15 protein-coding genes are annotated in these 17,577 nt (G+C 73.7%); 4 read left to right on the top strand and 11 right to left on the bottom strand.

Going from position 1 to position 17,577, the window contains the following annotated elements:
- Positions 1 to 48 precede the first annotated feature (48 nt).
- From JOF41_RS15895 to fabG, 6 genes are all read right to left on the bottom strand, one after another.
- Complete coding sequence (locus JOF41_RS15895; protein ID WP_209619881.1) at positions 49 to 519, bottom strand: hypothetical protein; 471 nt, start codon at positions 517 to 519, stop codon at positions 49 to 51.
- Positions 516 to 1,733 (bottom strand): glycosyltransferase 87 family protein, encoded by a 1,218-nt coding sequence (locus JOF41_RS15900; protein ID WP_209619885.1) that lies wholly within the window; start codon positions 1,731 to 1,733, stop codon positions 516 to 518. The genes JOF41_RS15895 and JOF41_RS15900 overlap by 4 nt, the downstream gene beginning before the upstream one ends.
- 100 nt (positions 1,734 to 1,833) lie before the next feature.
- Positions 1,834 to 2,493, bottom strand: coding sequence for a response regulator (locus JOF41_RS15905; RefSeq protein ID WP_189227660.1), 660 nt, complete (start codon positions 2,491 to 2,493; stop codon positions 1,834 to 1,836).
- Complete coding sequence (locus JOF41_RS38285; protein WP_209619889.1) at positions 2,490 to 3,728, bottom strand: sensor histidine kinase; 1,239 nt, start codon at positions 3,726 to 3,728, stop codon at positions 2,490 to 2,492. Before JOF41_RS38285 ends, JOF41_RS15905 begins: the two co-directional genes overlap by 4 nt.
- 80 nt (positions 3,729 to 3,808) lie before the next feature.
- A complete protein-coding gene (gene fabI, locus JOF41_RS15915; RefSeq protein ID WP_189227662.1) occupies positions 3,809 to 4,576 on the bottom strand; it encodes an enoyl-ACP reductase FabI in 768 nt (255 codons plus the stop codon).
- A gap of 36 nt (positions 4,577 to 4,612) precedes the next feature.
- A complete protein-coding gene (fabG, locus tag JOF41_RS15920; RefSeq protein ID WP_189227663.1) occupies positions 4,613 to 5,317 on the bottom strand; it encodes a 3-oxoacyl-[acyl-carrier-protein] reductase in 705 nt (234 codons plus the stop codon).
- 93 nt (positions 5,318 to 5,410) lie between these two features.
- Between fabG and JOF41_RS15925 the strand changes: the two genes are divergently transcribed.
- The 3 genes from JOF41_RS15925 (at position 5,411) to JOF41_RS15935 (ending at position 9,723) form a co-directional block, all read left to right on the top strand.
- Complete coding sequence (locus tag JOF41_RS15925) at positions 5,411 to 8,101, top strand: FAD-binding and (Fe-S)-binding domain-containing protein (protein WP_209619891.1); 2,691 nt, start codon at positions 5,411 to 5,413, stop codon at positions 8,099 to 8,101.
- A 129-nt stretch (positions 8,102 to 8,230) separates the two neighbouring features.
- A complete protein-coding gene (locus tag JOF41_RS15930; RefSeq protein WP_209619893.1) occupies positions 8,231 to 9,223 on the top strand; it encodes an ArsR/SmtB family transcription factor in 993 nt (330 codons plus the stop codon).
- A 104-nt stretch (positions 9,224 to 9,327) separates the two neighbouring features.
- A complete protein-coding gene (locus JOF41_RS15935) occupies positions 9,328 to 9,723 on the top strand; it encodes a peptidase inhibitor family I36 protein (protein WP_189227666.1) in 396 nt (131 codons plus the stop codon).
- Positions 9,724 to 9,768: 45 nt separating this feature from the next.
- On the opposite strand, the gene JOF41_RS15940 is transcribed toward JOF41_RS15935, so the two are convergent.
- On the bottom strand, positions 9,769 to 10,518 hold the full coding sequence (locus JOF41_RS15940) for an MHYT domain-containing protein (RefSeq protein ID WP_307867427.1): 750 nt from the start codon (positions 10,516 to 10,518) through the stop codon (positions 9,769 to 9,771).
- Between the two features lie 756 nt (positions 10,519 to 11,274).
- Here JOF41_RS15940 and JOF41_RS15945 point away from each other — a divergent pair.
- Positions 11,275 to 12,270 (top strand): RNA polymerase sigma factor, encoded by a 996-nt coding sequence (locus tag JOF41_RS15945; protein ID WP_209619894.1) that lies wholly within the window; start codon positions 11,275 to 11,277, stop codon positions 12,268 to 12,270.
- 12 nt (positions 12,271 to 12,282) lie between these two features.
- Here the strand turns inward: JOF41_RS15945 and JOF41_RS15950 are convergent, their stop codons facing one another.
- The 4 genes from JOF41_RS15950 to JOF41_RS15965 all read right to left on the bottom strand — a co-directional run bounded on the left by JOF41_RS15950 (position 12,283) and on the right by JOF41_RS15965 (position 17,498).
- Entirely contained in the window at positions 12,283 to 12,927 is a 645-nt protein-coding gene (locus tag JOF41_RS15950) for a class I SAM-dependent methyltransferase (RefSeq protein ID WP_189227668.1), read from the bottom strand.
- Complete coding sequence (gene cutA, locus JOF41_RS15955; protein ID WP_189227669.1) at positions 12,924 to 13,244, bottom strand: divalent-cation tolerance protein CutA; 321 nt, start codon at positions 13,242 to 13,244, stop codon at positions 12,924 to 12,926. Before cutA ends, JOF41_RS15950 begins: the two co-directional genes overlap by 4 nt.
- Before the next feature lie 58 nt (positions 13,245 to 13,302).
- Positions 13,303 to 14,310 (bottom strand): LacI family DNA-binding transcriptional regulator, encoded by a 1,008-nt coding sequence (locus tag JOF41_RS15960; RefSeq protein WP_209619895.1) that lies wholly within the window; start codon positions 14,308 to 14,310, stop codon positions 13,303 to 13,305.
- 260 nt (positions 14,311 to 14,570) lie between these two features.
- Entirely contained in the window at positions 14,571 to 17,498 is a 2,928-nt protein-coding gene (locus JOF41_RS15965; RefSeq protein ID WP_209619896.1) for a glycoside hydrolase family 48 protein, read from the bottom strand.
- Positions 17,499 to 17,577: the final 79 nt, after the last annotated feature.

Below are 17,577 nucleotides of genomic sequence, written 5' to 3' on the forward strand. Positions count from 1 at the left end.
CGGGTCGCGTGACCCGCCGCACCTCGCCGACTCCGCAGCGCGACCAGCCTAGGTCTGCGGCCACATGGCGTAGATCACGTCGTCCCCGTCCGAGCACACCACCTGCGGCAACGCGGGCTCGGGGACCTGGTTGCAGGTCATCGGCCCGATCGCCAGCGGCGGCAGTCCGGGGACCGGGTCGCGGCGCTGGGCGTAGTAGTCGACCAGGACGGCCGCCGCCTCGTCGCAGTCCAGGCGGCCGGACGGGGTCTCGACCACGACGGCCAGCATCGGCTTGCCGAGCGCGCCCGCGAACGGCCGGTCGCAGTACCGCGCCGGGGCGCTCTCGTCGATGGTCGGCAGCTCCACCGGGGTCGGCTCGGGGGACTCGGACGTCGTGGTCCGCTCCGTCTCGGCGGTGGTCGCGGTCGCGGTGGTGCTTGCCGTGGTGGTCGCCGCTCCGGTGCCCGAGCCCGCCCCGACCACCGTGGTGGAGCAGCCCGCGACCAGGGTGAGGAGCACGATGAGGAGGGTCTTCACACCGGGGGTCGCACCCGATCGCCCTGTTGACGAGGTTCGCACGCTGCTTGGACGCGGGAACGGGTCTCGTGGTTTCGGGACGTCGGCGTGCGCCGGACCGCTCCGCCCAGCACAGCGGTGACCAGCACCAGGCCCGTCGCGAGCGCGCCGAGCACGTAGGCGTTGCCCACCAGCGCTTCCAGCGGTGTCCAGTCCAGTTCACGGTTGTCGCCGCGGGGTACGGGAACCAGCGCGCAGACGCTGAACAGCGCCGCGGTCGCGAACAGCACCCGCCACGCGCCCCGGCGCGCCGCCAGACAGCACACCGGCACCACCCACACCCAGTGGTGGGTCCAGGAGATCGGACTCACCAGCAGCCCGCAGAACGCCGTCACCAGCAACGCCGCGGCGTGGTCGGCCCGCTCGTGCAGTGCGCGGACCAGGAACCCGGCCGCCACCACGCACACCGCGACCGCCAGGACCAGCACGACCCGCCCACCCGCCAGTCGGTGCACCAGGCCGTGCAGCGACTGGTTGCCCCACCACGCGTTGGACAGCGCTTCGTTCGCCCCGAGCAACGCCGAACCCCAGTACCGCCGGGAATCGTCCGGCAGCAGGACGAACCCCGCGAGGCAGGCCGCCGCGAACGCGCCCACCGCGCGCAGCGCGTCCGACCGCCGTCCGGTGACCAGCAGGTGCGGGACGAACACCAACGGGGTCAGCTTGACCGCCGCGGCCACCCCGATCAGCAGCCCGGACCAGCGGGACCCCCGCAGCGCCAGGACGTCCACCACGACCAGCGCCATGAGCAGGGCGTTGACCTGGCCCAGACCGACCGTCCGCCAGACCGGCTCCAGCGCCACCAGCAGGGGGACCAGCCACCACATCCCCGACCGCGGCCCGGTGAGCCGGGCGACCACGCCCAGCGCGACCGCGGTGAGCACCCCGAACACCCCCCACACGAGCTGCGTCGGCAGCGCCGCCAGGGGCCAGAACAGCAGCGCCGCGAACGGCGGGTAGGCGAACGGCAGGTCCGGCGACCAGTCGGGGGTCGCGGCCAAGTGCCCGTACAGGGATTCACCGCGCAGCACCGCCAGCGCGCCGGAGCGGTACACCGCGCTGTCGACACCCAGTGGTCGACCCGCTACCCAGCAGACCACGGCGGCCACCGCCACGACGCACGCGAACACCTCCGCGGCACAGGGAAAACGGCCCGTCCACACCGAACTCGACACCCGGTCGACGCTAAGGACCGGGCGGCGCGGGAACGTCCCGCTCCGGTGGTGTTCCCGTCCCGCCCGCCGGTACGGGGTGGGCGCGACCGCTACCCCGGTACTACTCCCCCGGCGCCACCAACCCCGACTCGTAGGCCAGCACCACGGCCTGTGCCCGGTCCCGCAGTCCCAGCTTGGTCAGCACCCGGCTCACGTGGCTCTTGGCCGTCTGCTCCGCGATGGTCAGCGCACCGGCGATCTCGGTGTTGGACAGGCCGCGGGCGATCAGCCGCAGCACCTCCCGCTCGCGCGGCGTCAGACCGCTCAGGCTCGCGGCGGCGGGCGGGTCCGGGGACCGCGCGGCGAACGCCGCGACCAGCCTGCGCGTGACCGACGGCGCGAACAGCGTGTGCCCCGCCGCCACCACGCGCACCGCGTTCACCAGGTCGGCCAGCGGCGCGTCCTTGAGCATGAAGCCGCTCGCACCCGCGCGCAGCGCGCTGTAGACGTACTCGTCGAGGTCGAACGTCGTCAGCACCAGCACGCGGGGGGCCTCGCCGCTGCTGCCGAGAATGCGCCGGGTGGCTTCCAGCCCGTCCATGACGGGCATCCTGATGTCCATCAGCACCACGTCCGGCGCCAGACCGGCCGCCAGGGACAGCGCCTGGACCCCGGTGCCCGCCTCGCCGACGACCTCCAGGTCCGGTTGGGCGCTCAACGCGACGTGGAAGCTCTCCCGCACCATCGCCTGGTCGTCGACGATCAGGACCCGCGTGCTCACCCGTCCGCCCTCCCGCCCAACGGCAACTCGGCGATCACCGCGAACCCGCCGTCCGGCGTGGGGGCCGCGCGGAACTCGCCGCCGAGCACCCGCACCCGCTCGGCCATGCCCGCCAGCCCCTGGCGCGGCCGGTCTCCGCCGGCGTCCAGGGCGGGCCGCGCCGCCGCCGTGTTCGACACGGTGATCCGGAGCCTGCCCGCGTCCACCGCCAACCCGACCGCGACCGCGGCGCCGGGTGCGTGCCGGGCGCTGTTGCTCAGCGCCTCCCGCACGATCCGGTAAGCGGACGGACCGATGCCCACGGGCAGCGGGTCCGGACCGCACCGGATGTCCAGCTCGATCGCCGTGCCCGCCGCGCCGAACCGCCGCACCAGCTCCTCGATCTCGCCCACCCCCGGCTGCGGGGCGGTCTCCGCCTCGCCGTCGGAGCGGAGCGCGCCCAGCATCCGCCGCATCTCGGTGAGCCCGTCCCTGGCGATGTCCTGCAGCAGTTGGAACTCGGCGCGCACCTCGGGTGCCAGGCCGGGCAGGCGGTAGGGCGCCGCGTCCGCCCGCAGCACGAGCACCGACATGTGGTGGCTGACCACGTCGTGCAGCTCGCGGGCGATGCGGGTGCGCTCCTCCAGCGCCGCGGCCCTGCTCTGCTCCGCGACCCGCCGCAGGTCCGCTCGCCGTCGCGACCGCAGCGTGTTGCCCAGCACCATCACGCCCGCGCCCAGCAGTGCCGCCAGGACGTGCTCGCGCCAGTCCGGCAGGTGCGGCCACGCCGCCGCGGTCGTCAGCGCCCACGCCGCGACGACCACCGGCCCGTCGTAGCTCTCGGCCAGGGCGAAGAGGACGAAGCCGGTGCTGATGGTCAGCCCCATCACCCACGGCCAGCCCCACCACCGCTCCAGGTCGGCGTTGGCCGGGTAGGTGAACGGCGCGAGGAGCACCTGCAGCGCGATCAGCCGCCATGCCACCAGCGGGTAGCGGACCGCCAGCACCACGGGCAGACCCGCGAGCAGGCTGGAGAGCACGATGCGCGGTTCGAGCTGGCTCACCCGGAACACCCGGAACGGCGCGTTCGCCAGGACCACGGCTGCCACCGCGGTCGGCGCCGCGACCACCCAGCGGAGACCGCGGAGGCCCGCCGGGCCGACGAGGGGGTCCGGCGGCGCTCCGCGCGCCACGACGAAGACCAGCGGCCTCACCACGGCCCGGACGAGCCGTGGCCACCACCCCACCTCGGCCACCCCGTCACGGTAGCGGGTGCGCGCGGCGTTCGCGGTGTCCGTGTCGAGGGGACCGGGTTCGGCCCCCTCGACACCCGTCGTCACAGACCCAGGAAGTGGACGCCGCCGTCCACGAAGACCATGGAGCCCGTGGTGGCCGGGAACCAGTCCGACAGCAGGCCGCACACCGACCGCGCCACCGGGGTCGGGTCGTTGACGTCCCACCCCAGCGGGGCCTTCTCGCCCCACATCGCCTCCAGCTCGACGAAGCCGGGGATCGACTTGGCGGCCATGGTGCGCACCGGGCCCGCCGAGACCAGGTTCACCCGGATGCCCTGCGGCCCCAGGTCGCGGGCCAGGTAGCGGTTGATCGACTCGAACGCCGCCTTGGCCGCGCCCATCCAGTTGTAGGCGGGCCACACCTGGCGGGCGTCGAAGTCCAGGCCCACCACCGAAGCGCCGCGGCCCAGCAGCGGCAGCGCGGCCTTCACCAGCGCCTTGTACGAGTAGGCCGAGACGTGCATCGCCGTGGCCACGTCCTCCCACGGCGCGTCCATGAACGGCGCGCCCAGGCACGACGGCGGCGCGTAGCCGATGGCGTGCACCACGCCGTCCAGGCCGTCGACGTGCTCGCGCACCCGGTCGGCGAGGGTCTCCAGGTGCTCCTGGTTCTGCACGTCCAGCTCGATGACCGGCGCGGCCTCGGGCAGGCGCTTGGCGATCCGCTCCACCAGGCTCATCCGGCCGAAGCCGGTGAGCACGACCTGGGCGCCCTGCTCCTGGGCGACCCTGGCCACGTGGAAGGCGATCGAGGCGTCGGTGATCACCCCGGTGACCAGCAGTCGCTTGCCTTCGAGCAGTCCCGTCACGTGCGTTCCTCCGTTGTGCGTGGTTGAGCGGGTGGTTCAGTGGCCCATGCCGAGGCCGCCGTCGACCGGGATCACCGCTCCGGTGATGTAGGCGGCGGCGTCGGAGGCCAGGAAGGTGACCGCGGCGGCGATCTCCTCGGTGGTGCCGTAGCGGCCCGCGGGCACCTGGGCGAGGATCTCCTTGCGGCGCTCCTCGGGCAGCGCGTCGGTCATGTCGGTGGTGATGAACCCCGGCGCCACCACGTTCGCGGTGATGTTGCGCGAGCCCAGCTCGCGGGCGATCGAGCGGGCCACGCCCACCAGGCCCGCCTTGCTGGCCGCGTAGTTGACCTGGCCCGCGCTGCCCGTCAGGCCGACCACCGAGGAGATGAACACGATCCGGCCGTAGCGCTTGCGCAGCATCCCCCTGGACGCGCGCTGCGCCACCCGGAACGAGCCGGTGAGGTTGGCGTCGAGCACGCGGGTGAACTGCTCCTCGGTCATCCTCAGCAGCAGGGTGTCGTCGGTGATGCCTGCGTTGGCCACGAGCACCTCGACCGGCCCGTGCGCCGCCTCCACCTCCGCGAACGCCGCGTCGACCTCGGCCGCGCTGGTCACATCGCACTTCACGCCGAGCAGGCCATCGGGGGCGCCCGAACCGCGGTGGGTCACCGCGACCTTGTCGCCCTGCGCCGCGAACGCCTGCGCGATCGCCAGACCGATCCCGCGGTTGCCGCCGGTCACCAGTACGGACCTCGCCACGCCGTGCTCCCATCTGCGCTGGTTGATGGCCGCGAGGCTATCGGCTACCCCCTGGTACGCCCGCATCGGCGGTGCACGGATCACACTGGACCGGTGAGGGGATTCGTGGACAGGCTCCGCGCCGAGGTCGACGGTGACGTGTTCGACGACGCCACCGCCCGCGCTCTCTACGCCACCGACGCGTCGAACTACCGGCACGTGCCGCTGGCCGTGGTGCGGCCGCGGTCGGTGGACGCGCTGGTCGCCGCCGTGGGCGTGGCGGTGGAGCACGGCGTGCCGGTGACCCACCGCGGCGCGGGCACCAGCGTCGCGGGCAACGCCGCGGGCTCCGGGGTGGTGATCGACTCCTCGCGGCACCTGCACCGGGTCGTGTCGGTCGACCCGGACGCGCGGCTGGCGGTCGTGCAGCCGGGGGTGGTGCTGGACCGGCTCAACGACGCGGCGCGCCCGCACGGGCTGCTGTTCGGCCCGGACCCGTCCACCCACTCGCGCTGCACGCTGGGCGGGATGATCGGCAACGACGCGTGCGGCTCGCACTCCGTGGCGTGGGGGAAGACCAGCGACAACGTGCACGCGCTCGACGTGCTGCTGCCCGACGGGCGGCGGTTCGACACGCGCACTCCCCCACCGCTGGACCTGCCCGCCGCAGACCCGGCGTGGTTCCCCCGCCTGGACCGCCGGGTCTCCGGCTACCGGCTGGACGCGCTGCCGGACCTGACGCGGGCGCTGGTGGGCACCGAGGGCACCTGCGTGACGGTGCTGGGCGCGACCGTGCGGCTGGTGGAGGCGCCGCGGCGGCGGGTGCTGGCCGTGCTGGGCTTCGACGGCCGCTACGACGCCGCGGACCGGGCCGCCGAGCTGCTGGAGCTGGACGTGCTGGCGGTGGAGGGCCTGGACGAGGCGCTGGTGGCCGCCGCGGGCAACGCCCGGCCGCTGCTGCCGCGCGGGACGAGCTGGCTGTTCGTGGAGACCCGCGAGGAGTCGGTGGCGCACCGGGCCGCCGCGCTGGCCCCGCACTCGGTGGTGGTGACCGATCCGGCGCGGCAGCGGGCGCTGTGGCGGGTGCGGGAGGACGGGGCTGGGCTGGCGACCCGGATGGCCGACGGCGGCGAGGCGTGGTCGGGCTGGGAGGACGCCGCGGTGCCGCCCGATCGGCTGGGCGCCTACCTGCGCGAGTTCGACGCGCTGCTGGCCGGGCACGGGCGGCGCGGCGTGACCTACGGCCACTACGGCGAGGGCTGCCTGCACGTGCGGATCGACTTCGACCTGGCCAAGGGCTACCGCGCGTTCCTGCGGGACGCGGCGGACCTGGTGGTCGCGCACGGCGGGTCGCTGTCGGGCGAGCACGGCGACGGGCAGGCGCGCTCGGAGCTGCTGCCCCGCATGTACCCGCCCGCGGCCATCGAGGCGTTCGGGCGGTTCAAGGCCGCCTTCGACCCCCGGAACCTGATGAACCCCGGCCGGATCGTGGACCCGCTGCCGCTGGACGCGGACCTGCGGGTGCTGGTCGCGCCGCCGGTGATCCCCACGCGGGCCGCGCTGGCGCTGCGCGCCGACGGCGGCGACCTGGCCGCGGCCACCCGGCGGTGCGTCGGCGTGGGCAAGTGCCTCAACACCTCGGGCGGGGTGATGTGCCCCAGCTACCGGGTGACGCGGGAGGAGGAGCACTCCACCAGGGGGCGGGCGCGGCTGCTGTTCGAGATGCTGGCCGGGGACGTGGTGCGCGGCGGCTGGCGGTCGACCGAGGTGCGCGACGCGCTGGACCTGTGCCTCGGCTGCAAGGGGTGCAAGCGGGACTGCCCGGTGGACGTGGACATGGCCGCCTACAAGGCGGAGTTCCTGCACCACCACTACAAGCGGCGGCCGCGGCCCGCGGCGCACTACTCGATGGGCTGGCTGCCGCTGTGGCTGCGGCTGGGCCTGGTCAACCGGCTCTCGGGCGGGCTGGCCCGGTTCGCCGGGGTGGACCCGCGCCGACCGCTGCCGCTGCCCGCCGCCCGGACGTTCCAGGCGTCCTTCGCCGGGGGTGGCGGCGGTGAGCGGGTGCTGCTGTTCCCGGACACGTTCACCAACCACTTCGAGCCGGGTATCGGGCACGACGCGGCGGCGGTGCTGGCGTTCGCCGGGCAGGCCGTGGAGGTGCCGCGCGCTTCGGTCTGCTGTGGACTGACGTGGTTCTCCACCGGCCAGCTGGGCGCCGCGCGCCGGGTGCTGCGCCGCACGGCCCGGCTGCTGCGGCCGTGGACCCGCGAGGGGGTTCCGGTGGTGGGGCTGGAACCCAGCTGCACGGCGTTCCTGAGGTCCGACGCGCTGGAGGTGGCCGGGGACGACCCGGACGTGGCGCGGTTGGCCGGGTCGGTGCGCACCTTCGCCGAGCACCTGTCGCCGCTGGTGGAATCGCTGCCGGGGGCCGCGGGCGGGGACGCGGTGGTGCAGCCGCACTGCCACCAGTACGCCGAGATCGGCTTGGACGCGGACCGCGAGCTGCTGGCCAAGGCCGGGGTGAGGGCGTCGGTGCTGTCGGGGTGCTGCGGCCTGGCGGGCAACTTCGGGTTCGAGCGCGGCCACCACGAGGTGTCGATGGCGGTGGCCGAGCAGACCCTGCTGCCCGCCGTGCGCGCGGCGGCGGCGGGCACGGCGGTGGTGGCCGACGGGTTCAGCTGCCGGACCCAGGTCCGGCACGGGTCCGGCGCCGAACCGGTGCACACGGCGACGTTGCTGGCCCGCGGGCTGGGCCTGTCCTCGGCGCGGGAGAACCGCGAGTCGAACCTCCGGGACCGCTGAACCCGCCGCTCGGGTTCGCGGCCGGGGTTCGCGGCCGGGGTTCGCGGCGGCACGGCAGACCTCACCCCGGTGCAACGCCGGGCCCGGCAGACTCCGGGCGGTGTTCGGTCGAGGGGAGGGACCGGGACTGTGCTGCGCGTCCACTTCACCCCGGAGGACTTGCTGCGCACCACGGTGGCGGGCGGCGTCGACCCGCTGTGGGAGGTCGTCTTCAGCAGGCTGCGCCTGGTCGAGCGGGACAAGTCGGCCGTGTACGCGCCCTGGCTGCGCCGCCTCCGCACCAGCGCGGCCCCGGAGCTGGTGCGGCCCGGCAGGCAGGTACTGACCGCGCTGACCCCGCTGGGACCGTACTTCCCGGACTTCCTCACCCCGCCGGAGGGCGGGCAGGGCATCCGGGCGGGTGTCGAGGCGATCCGCGCCACCTCGCCGCGGCGGTTGGGCCAGGAGATCGGCGAGCTCTCGCGGCACCACCGGCTGCCCTCCTGGGCCCAACGCCTGCGGCAGGGCGACGAAGCGGTGCTGGCGGACGTGTCCGCCTCGTTGCGCTCCTACTACGGGGCCGTGGTGGAGCCGCACACCGACGCCATGCTGGCCGCGATCGAGGCGGACCGCGCCCACCGCGCCCGCGTCCAGCTCGACCGGGGCGTCGAAGGGCTGCTCGGCAGCATGTCCCCGCTGATGGTGTGGCGCCCGCCGGTGCTGGAGGTGCGCTACCGGGCGGATCGGGACCTGTTCCTCGGCGGGCGGGGACTGCGCCTGGTGCCGTCGTACTTCTGCAGGCACGCGCCGGTGGCGCTGGCCGATCCCGCGCTGCCGCCCACCCTGGTCTACCCGGTCCACCACGACTACTCGCCCATCCCGCCGCCGGGACCGCGCGCCCGCCCCGCCCGCGCGCTGGCCGCGCTGCTGGGCGCCAACCGGGCGGCGGTGCTGGCCGCGGCGGCGGGCAGCGCCACCACGGGGGAACTGGCCCAGCGGCTCGGCCTGCCCGCTTCGTCGGTCAGCAGGCACACGGCGCTGCTGCGCGACGCGGGGCTGATCACCACCCGGCGTCGCGGGCCGTCCGTGCTGCACACCACCACCCCGCTGGGCGATTCCCTCCTCCGGGCGGACGCCCGGTAGCCAGTGCCTTTGCCCGCCACGGCAAACGCCTTCACCCGGACGCGAGGTCCTGCCGATACTGGGCGAGCGCCGCGTCTCGGCGCGGAAAACCCTTGGAGGACAACATGAAGCGATTAACCGTGCTCTTGTCCGCCGTCCTGCTCGGGGTGGCGGCCCTGGCCACCCCGGCCGCGGCGTCGTCCGCTCCGGGCATCGCGGCCTGGGAGAACTGCACCACCGGCAACGCGTGCTTCTACTCGGGCAGCGGCGGAACCGGGTCGGTCTGCCGGTGGAGCAACGCCGACCCGAACTGGCTGGCGGGCACGGACAGGTGCAGTTGGGCCCAGGCCACTTCCGCCCGCTCCGTGTGGAACCGCGGGACCTCCCCCGACTTCACCGCGGTCGCCTTCTACCGCGGCACCGACTACACCCTCTACGAGGGCTGCATGGGGCAGGGCTGGCGCGGCGACATCGGGCCCGCGCTGCTGCGCTCCCACCGCTGGATCACCACGTCGTGCTGAGCCGCCGGGCCGCCGGAGCAGCCGGGCGGCGACCCGGCGGCCCGGTCACGCGGTCTCGGTGAACGGGTCGTCCGCGGTGGAGAACAGCATCCACAGCAGGACCGCGACCACCAGACCGCCGATCAGGAAGACCGGGAACACCAGGTCGAACGCGCTGCTGCCGGTCGGCGTGGGCAGGTCCGCGTCGCCGGTGACGGTGATCGCGGCCATGCCGGTGTAGTGCATCCCGGTCACCGCCAGGCCCATCACCAGGCCCGCGAGCACGCCCGCCACCGGGGTCTTGACCACCAGGGTGAACCAGAACGCCGCGGTCGCCGCGACCACGGCGATCGCCACCGACGCGCCGACCAGCGCCGGGTCGTAGGAGATCTCGCCCTTGAGGCTGATCGCCGACATGCCCAGGTAGTGCATCCCGGCGACGCCGACGCCCGCCAGCACGCCCGCGGCGACCAGTCGGAGCCCGCTGAACCGCAGCAGGGTGACCAGCGACAGCCCCAGGCCCACCACGCCGATGGCCACCACGGCGGACAGCGCGGTCACCAGCACGTCGAACTTGATCGTCGCGCCGGGGACGGCGAAGCCGAGCATCGCGACGAAGTGCATCAGCCAGATGCCCACGCCGCCGATCGCCAGCGCCCCCAGCGCGGTCCACCGCCCCCTGGCCCGGCGGGTGACCTCGGCCCTGGCCCTGGCCATGCAGGACAGGCCGATCAGCGAGCCGACGACGGCGACGGCGTAGGCGGTGATCACCGTCCAGAGGTCGAAGGAGAAGTGCTCCATGGTGCCGTGGTTCACGGAAGGCCACCGTCCCCGTGCGTCTCGAGTGGGCCCTCTTGATAACCCGGCGTGACAACAGTGACCAGCGCTATCGCACGCGAATTGATCCGTTCGAGATCTTTTCGTCGTTTTCGACGACAGTGCGTGATTATAGGGGTACCAGCGGTTCAGCTCGGCAGCGGCCCGACCTGCTCCGCGGCCGGCGCGGTGAGGTCCGCGGCCACTCCCCGCTCGGTGAACTCCGAGGTGGTGACGGACCTGCCGCCGTCCGGTTCCGGGACACGTCCCCAGGCCCGCTCCAGCGGGGTCCGGCCCCGCCAAGCGTCGATCCGCGCCCATGCCCAGCCGGATCGAGTAGCGGCAGTCAGTAGCGGCAGTCGGAGGTGGTCCGCTCCCCCTGGTCCGCAACACCCGCCGTACCCGCACGTACCGCTCGGCCGTGGCCGCCTTCCGGATGCCAACGAGCAGTGCGGCGGTGTCCGGGAGGACCGCCGTGGTGGTGCTGGGTGACGACGGTGTGGCCGCGAACCCTGGTCACACCGGGGCCGACCGCCGTCGTCGGAGCCGCGTTCCGCACCGCCGCCCCGACCGGCCCAGCGGAGGCGCTGCGGAAACGAGCAGTCAGGTCGGCGCTCCGTGATGGAACGCCCGTGATCCACACTTTCGAGCTAATAGAGGCGCCCGAACGTCATATCCGCCCTCCGCGCCGCCGATTCCGAAGCGGGTGCGGTTCAGCGCCCACGAGGACTGCCTCCGCCCCTTGGGCGATGGCTGATGCTGGAGGACGCGGTGGATTCCGAAGAACTGGCCGAAGCGGTGCGACGCGCGGTGCGGCGCTGCGTGCGGGCAGGTCTGTCGCGGGCCGAGGCCGAGGAGTGCGTGCACGAGGCCCTGCTGGCCCTGCTGGCACGCCCCGACCGCGAGGGGGACGAGGCGGTCCGGCGGCTGGCGGACCGGCTGGGCGAGGCGGGCCGCCCCAACCTGGTTGACCACCTGCGGCGCGGCGGGCGCGAGCCGCACGCCGCGCGGCGACCCGACGCCCGCCCGCCGCGCGGCTCCGGCGACCTGGTCACCGAGCACGCCCTGGCCCGCTGGCTGGTCAAGGCCGTGCAGGACCTGCCGCCCACCACCCGGCAGGTGTGCCGCGCCCTGGCCGAGGGGCGGACTCCCGAGCAGGTCGCCACCGAGCTCGGCCTGACCCACCGGGCGGTGCGGGCGCACCTCTCCCGCGCCCGGCGGGCGCTGCGCGGGCTGGCCGGGGACGCGGCGGCCTCGCTGGCGGGCGACACCCGACGACTGGTCCGGCAGACCGCCCCCATCGCGCTGGCCGCCATCGCCGCGGGCGTGGCGCTGGCCCCCGACCACCTGTCGCAGCCCGCCCACCTGCTGTCCGTCCCGATCACCGGTCACCAGCCCATGCCCGGCGTCCCCGCCGAGCCGGGACAGCGACCCGGCCCGACGACACCGCAGGCGCTGCCCCCCGCGCCCCCCGCGCCGCCGCCGACCACCGCACCGCCGCCCGTCCGCCGCACCGATGCGGCGACCGCGCCGGTGACGCCCTCCGCACCGGTCTCCCGGCCCCCGACGACCACCCCGGCGGCGTCGGAGCCATCCGTCCCCCCGGTGCTGCCGCGGGTGGAGGTGGAGGTGTCCGGCCCGGTCGCGACCGACGTCGAGGTGCCGCCGGGGGCGGACACCCCAGGGGTGCGCGACTCGCTGCTGTGCGCCGTGCTCGCCCCGGTGCTGCCCGCCTCCCGCTGGTGCGGCTGAGCCGCACGGCGGTCAGGCGCGCTTGCGGGCGATCAGGCAGGCCTGGGGCACCTTCGCCGACTTCTCCCCCTCGCCCAGCTCGCGCAGCACCCTGGCCACCACGGTGAAACCGGTCTCCTCCAGCACCGCCGCGACCCGGTCGGGCCGCAGCCGGTGGAAGTCCAGCCCGACCCGGTGGCCGAACGCCTCGGCCAGGTGCAGCGGTTCATCGCCCACCTGGAAGGCCAGCAGCAGGTGGCCGCCGGGGGCGAGCACGCGGTGGAACTCCGCGATCACCTCCGGCTGCCGCCGCGGCGGGACGTGGATGAGCGAGTAGTACGACACCAGGCCGCCCAGCGCGGCGTCCGGCAGGTCCAGCGCGGTCATCGAGCCGACTTCGAAGCGCAGGCCGGGGTGCTCGCGCCGGGCCAGCGCGACCATCTCCGCGGACAGGTCGACGCCGAACACGTCCGCCCCTGCGGCGCTCAGGTGCGCGGTGACCCGACCGGGACCGGAGCCGACGTCGGCGACCGGTCCCGCGTCCCCGACCATCTCCGCGAACGCGGTGAGCAGCGCGCGGTCCAGCGGCGCGTCGGCCAGCGCGGTCCGGAAGAACTCGGCGTAGTCGGCGGCGAAGGCGTCGTAGGCCCTCCTGGTGACGTCGAGGAAGTCGGTCACCTGGTCGCCTCCGTGACCCAGCCGAGGTAGGCCGGGCTGCCGCCCAGCACGGGCAACGCCACCACCTCGGGCGTGTCGTAGGGGTGGTTGGTCTGGATGAAGTCGGTCAGCCCGGCGAGCCGGTCGCGGGTCGTCTTGGCCCACAGCTGCCACTCGCGCTCGTCCCGGACCTCGCCCTCCCACCGGTAGACGCTGCGGACCGGTCCGCCCACCTGGACGCAGGCGGCCAGCCGCGCTTCGACCACGGCCGCGGCCAGCCGTCCCGCCGATTCCTCGCTGTCGGTGGTGGTGATCACCACCACGTGTTCGTCGCTCACGCGGTGGAGGGTAGCCAGGGTGCGCGGCCCGGCGGGCCGACCGAGCGGAAAGCGCTTTCTAGTCGCATCGGCGAGCGGTGCTGGAGCGCTCCACCAACCGTGGCGTCAGCAGGGTCAGCGGCGGCACCGCGACGCGGGCGAGCTTGGCCATCAGCAGCTCCACCGCGCGGTGGCCCAGCTGCTCGGCGGGCACCCGCACCGACGTCAGCCGAGGTGCCAGCCGCTCGGCCTGCTCGTCGGGGCAGATGGCGACCACGGCGACGTCGTCGGGCACCTTGCGGCCGGTGGCGCGCAGCGCCTCCAGCACCGACGGCAGCGCGGCCTCGTTGTGCACCACCAGCCCGGTGACCGCGGGGTGCCGCTCCAGCAGCCCGGCCACCGCCGAGCGCACCGACCCGTGGTCGGTCCCGGTCGGCAGCGTGGTGGAGGAGATGCCGCGCCGCATGGCCGCGGCGCTGAACCCGGCCATGGTGCGGTGGGCGAAGCCGGTGTCGCGCTGGTAGACCGCGCGGGGCGCGCCCACCAGCGCCACGTAGCGGTGACCCAGGTCGGCCAGGTGGTCCACGCACCGCGCGCCCGCCTCGGCGAAGTCCAGGTCCACGCAGGTCAACCCGGCGGCGTCGGCGGGGTAGCCGATGAGCACCGAGGGGCGGTCCAGCTCGCGCAGCACCGGCACCCGCTCGTCGTGCATCTCCACGTCCATCACCAGCAGCCCGTCGACCTGCGCGCTGCCCGCGACCCGGCGCAGGCCCGCCGCGCCCTGGTCGGCGGTCACCAGCAGCACGTCGTGCTCGTGGCCGCGCGCGGCGTTGGCCACCGCCACGACGAACTGCATCAGCACCGGCACGTGCATCCCCTCGCGCATGGGCAGCACCAGCGCCAGCACCCCCGCCCGGTTGCTGGCCAGCGAGCGGGCCCCGGCGTGCGGGTGGTAGCCCAGCGCCCGCACGCTGGCCTCGACCCGCGCGCGGGTGGCGGGCGAGATGGACCGGCGGCCGGTCAGCACGTAGGACACCGTGCTCGGCGCTACCCCGGCGTGCCGCGCCACGTCGGCGATGGTCACCACGTCAGCCCACCTCCGGCATTCGTCGAATTGGTCGAACGACCAGTCAGGGGGATCGAATCGATTCGACTCCGCACCCGGTCCCGCGAAACGCGGAAACGGGAGGTGAAGTGCACGAAATGTGGCACACGCGACAACTCGGCGTCAACCCCGGTCGCATTCGACTGGAATTCGTGGCGGCGAATTCGGGAAAACGCCGAGCACCCCCCGCACCACGTCGTGCGGGGGGTGACGGCGACCTTCGCGGGCCTACCTCGCGGAAATCACCCGAACAGCTCCGCGTGCAGCGAGAACGCCGTGGCGATCTCGGCCTGCGCCCAGAACCGGTGGTAGGTGAAGGTCGGGGCCGGACCACCGTCGAGGTAGCTCTGGACCTTCGACCACTGCGGGTCGTTGCGGTAGAACGAGCGGATCGACAGGAACGTCGAGCTCTGGTTGATCGTGTCGCCGTTGGGCATCTTGCCGGTCCAGCCCGGAGGCACGTAGGTGCCCTCGCCGGTGCTGGAGTTGTAGGCGTCGTCGAAGCGGTTGTAGTCCGACCGCGTCTCCGGCGTGGCGATGCCCTTGTCGGTCTGGTGCGCCAGCATCGCCTCGAGCAGGCCCTCGCCCGCGGTCCGCGCCTGGGCGTTGCCCGACTTGGCCGCGTAGTTGAGCAGGGTCTTGGCGTAGGACGCGGCCACGCCGACGTCCTGGCTGTGGTTGAGCACCGAGACGCGCAGGTTGGCGTTCGAGCCGGGGTTGGAGGCGTTCCAGGTGTCCGGAGCGCCGGTCCAGTTCATGTCCGACGGGATCTGGAAGTCCCCGCCCGTGCCGATCGTGGTGTTGGCCAGCGCCCAGGGGACCCACTTGTCGAGGATCTTCTTGGCCGTGGCGTTGCCGGTCATCTGGTACAGCGACGCGGTGCGCTCCATCTGCCACACCTGGAAGCCGAACCACCGGTTCGACGGCGGGTCGCGCCACACCGGGTGGGCGTCGTAGAACATGCCGTAGAAGGTCGGCGTGCCCGAAGGCGGCGTGCCGTACTGGCCCTCCCACGTGTTCGTGACACCGCCCGCGATGCCGCCGTCGGCGGACTGCAGCCACTGCAGCAGCTCCAGCTGCCGGGTCATCGACGTCGCCCAGTCCTGCTGGCCGGTCGCCGACTTCGGCTTGAGCGCGGGCACCTGCGACAGCGCGTAGGCCGCCAGCGGGTTCTGGTAGCCCTGGTGCGAGGCGCCGTCACCGATGCGCCACGCCCAGCCCGCGGACGTGTCGGTCGCACCGCCCCACGCGTAGTACCAGGACATCAGGTAGTGCGCGCTGTCCTTGCCGCTGCCCGCCGGGCAGGACGAGGGGCCGACGCAGTTGCCGATCTTCTTGAAGTACTTGTCGAACATGGCGTAGCGCAGGTAGTCACCCATCTTCGCGGCCTTGCCGATCTCCGAGGAGATCTCGCTCGCCTTGCCCTGCGCGGTCGCCCACTGCTGGGCCAGCAGCGCCACCTGCACCGCACGCGCGTCGGCGTCCGGGGCGTTGGTGTACTTCCACTGCTTGGCGTACTGGGCGTCCTTGGTGAACAGGTCGAGGAAGCCGTTGGGGCCGCCGTGCTTGAACGTGTCGCACGAGGGCTGCGGGATGGTCTCCCACACCGACTCCGACGAACCGCGCTGGTAGGTGTTGATGTACGCGGGCGCGGTGGTGCCGTCGCCGCACCGGCCGAAGCCGTAGGTGTTGTCGACGTCGAGCAGCCAGTGCATGCCGTAGATGTCGCTGTTGCCGTAGGCCGACCTCAGCTCCGCAGCGATCGGGTCACGACCCACCGGCACGTTGGAGTCCAGCTGCGACGGGTATGCGTCCATCCTCGGGTGCTCGGGCGCGTAGGTCGCGGGCTTGGACGCGTCGTACTTGTCGTTGGTGGGCTGGTCGGCCTTGGCCGGGATGATGAACTTCTCCATCGAGGCCCACGCGGACTTGAACGACGACCAGTCACCGGTGATGCGGCCGTAGCTGGCCTCCAGCCACAGGTAGTAGCTGAACGCCTCCGAGGTCGTCTGGTGCCCGTGGTCGGGCGCCTCGACCATCAGCGTCTCCACCGAGTGGTACGGCACCTTCAACCCGGAGAAGGTCCGGAAGTAGCCGCTGGCCGGGTCGTGGATCTTGGCGTACTGGTCCAGGAACGCCTGCTCGAAGTCCGAGGCGGAGGAGGAGATCTCCTTGACCTCCACCGCGGCCGCGGTCAGCCCGGCGGCGCTGGCGGTGAACGTGGCCGTGGCCAGGTCGCCGCCGTTGTTCGCCGAGGTCACCGTGACGTTCTGCTTGGTGTTCCAGTTCGCCGAGGTGAACGTCAGCGTGGCCGGGCCCGCGGTCAGGTCGGAGCTGCCCGCCGAGCGGGACACCGCGACGGTGACCGGGGAGGTCGGCTGGGTGGCCAGCGACACGCCGAAGGTGCCGGTCCGGCCCTGCCGCAGGCTCAGCGACGCCGGGCTGGCCAGCACCGCCTGGCCCGCGAGGACCTTGACGCCGACCGGGGCGGAGGTGCTCACGCCGCCCTTGTCGTCGGTGGCCCGCGCGGTGATGCTGTGGTCGCCGAGCGCCGCGCTGTTCCACAGGCCCTCGAACGGAGCGGTGGTGTCGGTGGCGATGACCGCGCCGTCGGACAGGAACTCGACCTTGGTGACGGTGCCGTCGGTGTCGGCCGCGGTGGCCGCCAGCGGGATGGGCGCGCCCGTCAGGTACGACGAGCCCGCCGAGGGCGAGGTCAGCGAGACCGTGGGCACCGCGTTGGGACCGGTGCACGGGGTGCCGTTGATCGCGAAGTCCGTCGGCGGGGTGTTCGTGGCGCCCTTGGTCCCGTTGAACCCGAGCGTCACCTGGCCGTCGGAGGGCAGGTTCGGCGACCAGGTCGGGGCCGCCACGGTGACCGCGGCGCCGTCCTGGCTGAAGGTGCCGTTCCAGCCCTGCTGCACGCGCTGGCCGTCCGGGAAGGTCCACGTGAGGCGCCAGTTGCTCACGGCGTCACCCTGGTTGCGGATGGCGACCGACGCGCCGAACCCGTTGTTCCACTCTCTGGTGACCTGGTAGTTGACGGTGCACGTCACCGCGGCGTAGGCCGTTGGCGCGATGACCGGCATCATCCCCGCGGCGGTCGCCGCCGCCGCTGTCAGCGCGAGCGGTCCGGTGCGCAACCGACCCGCTCTCGTGCGGTACCTCATGCGTCCTCCTCCTGCACGGATCAGCCGTTGACCCGCGAGCTTCAAGGCGGCGGCGGTGGTGGTGACGTGGCTTGGGTTC

The organism is Saccharothrix coeruleofusca, from assembly GCF_017876325.1.
Taxonomy (GTDB): domain Bacteria; phylum Actinomycetota; class Actinomycetes; order Mycobacteriales; family Pseudonocardiaceae; genus Actinosynnema; species Actinosynnema coeruleofuscum.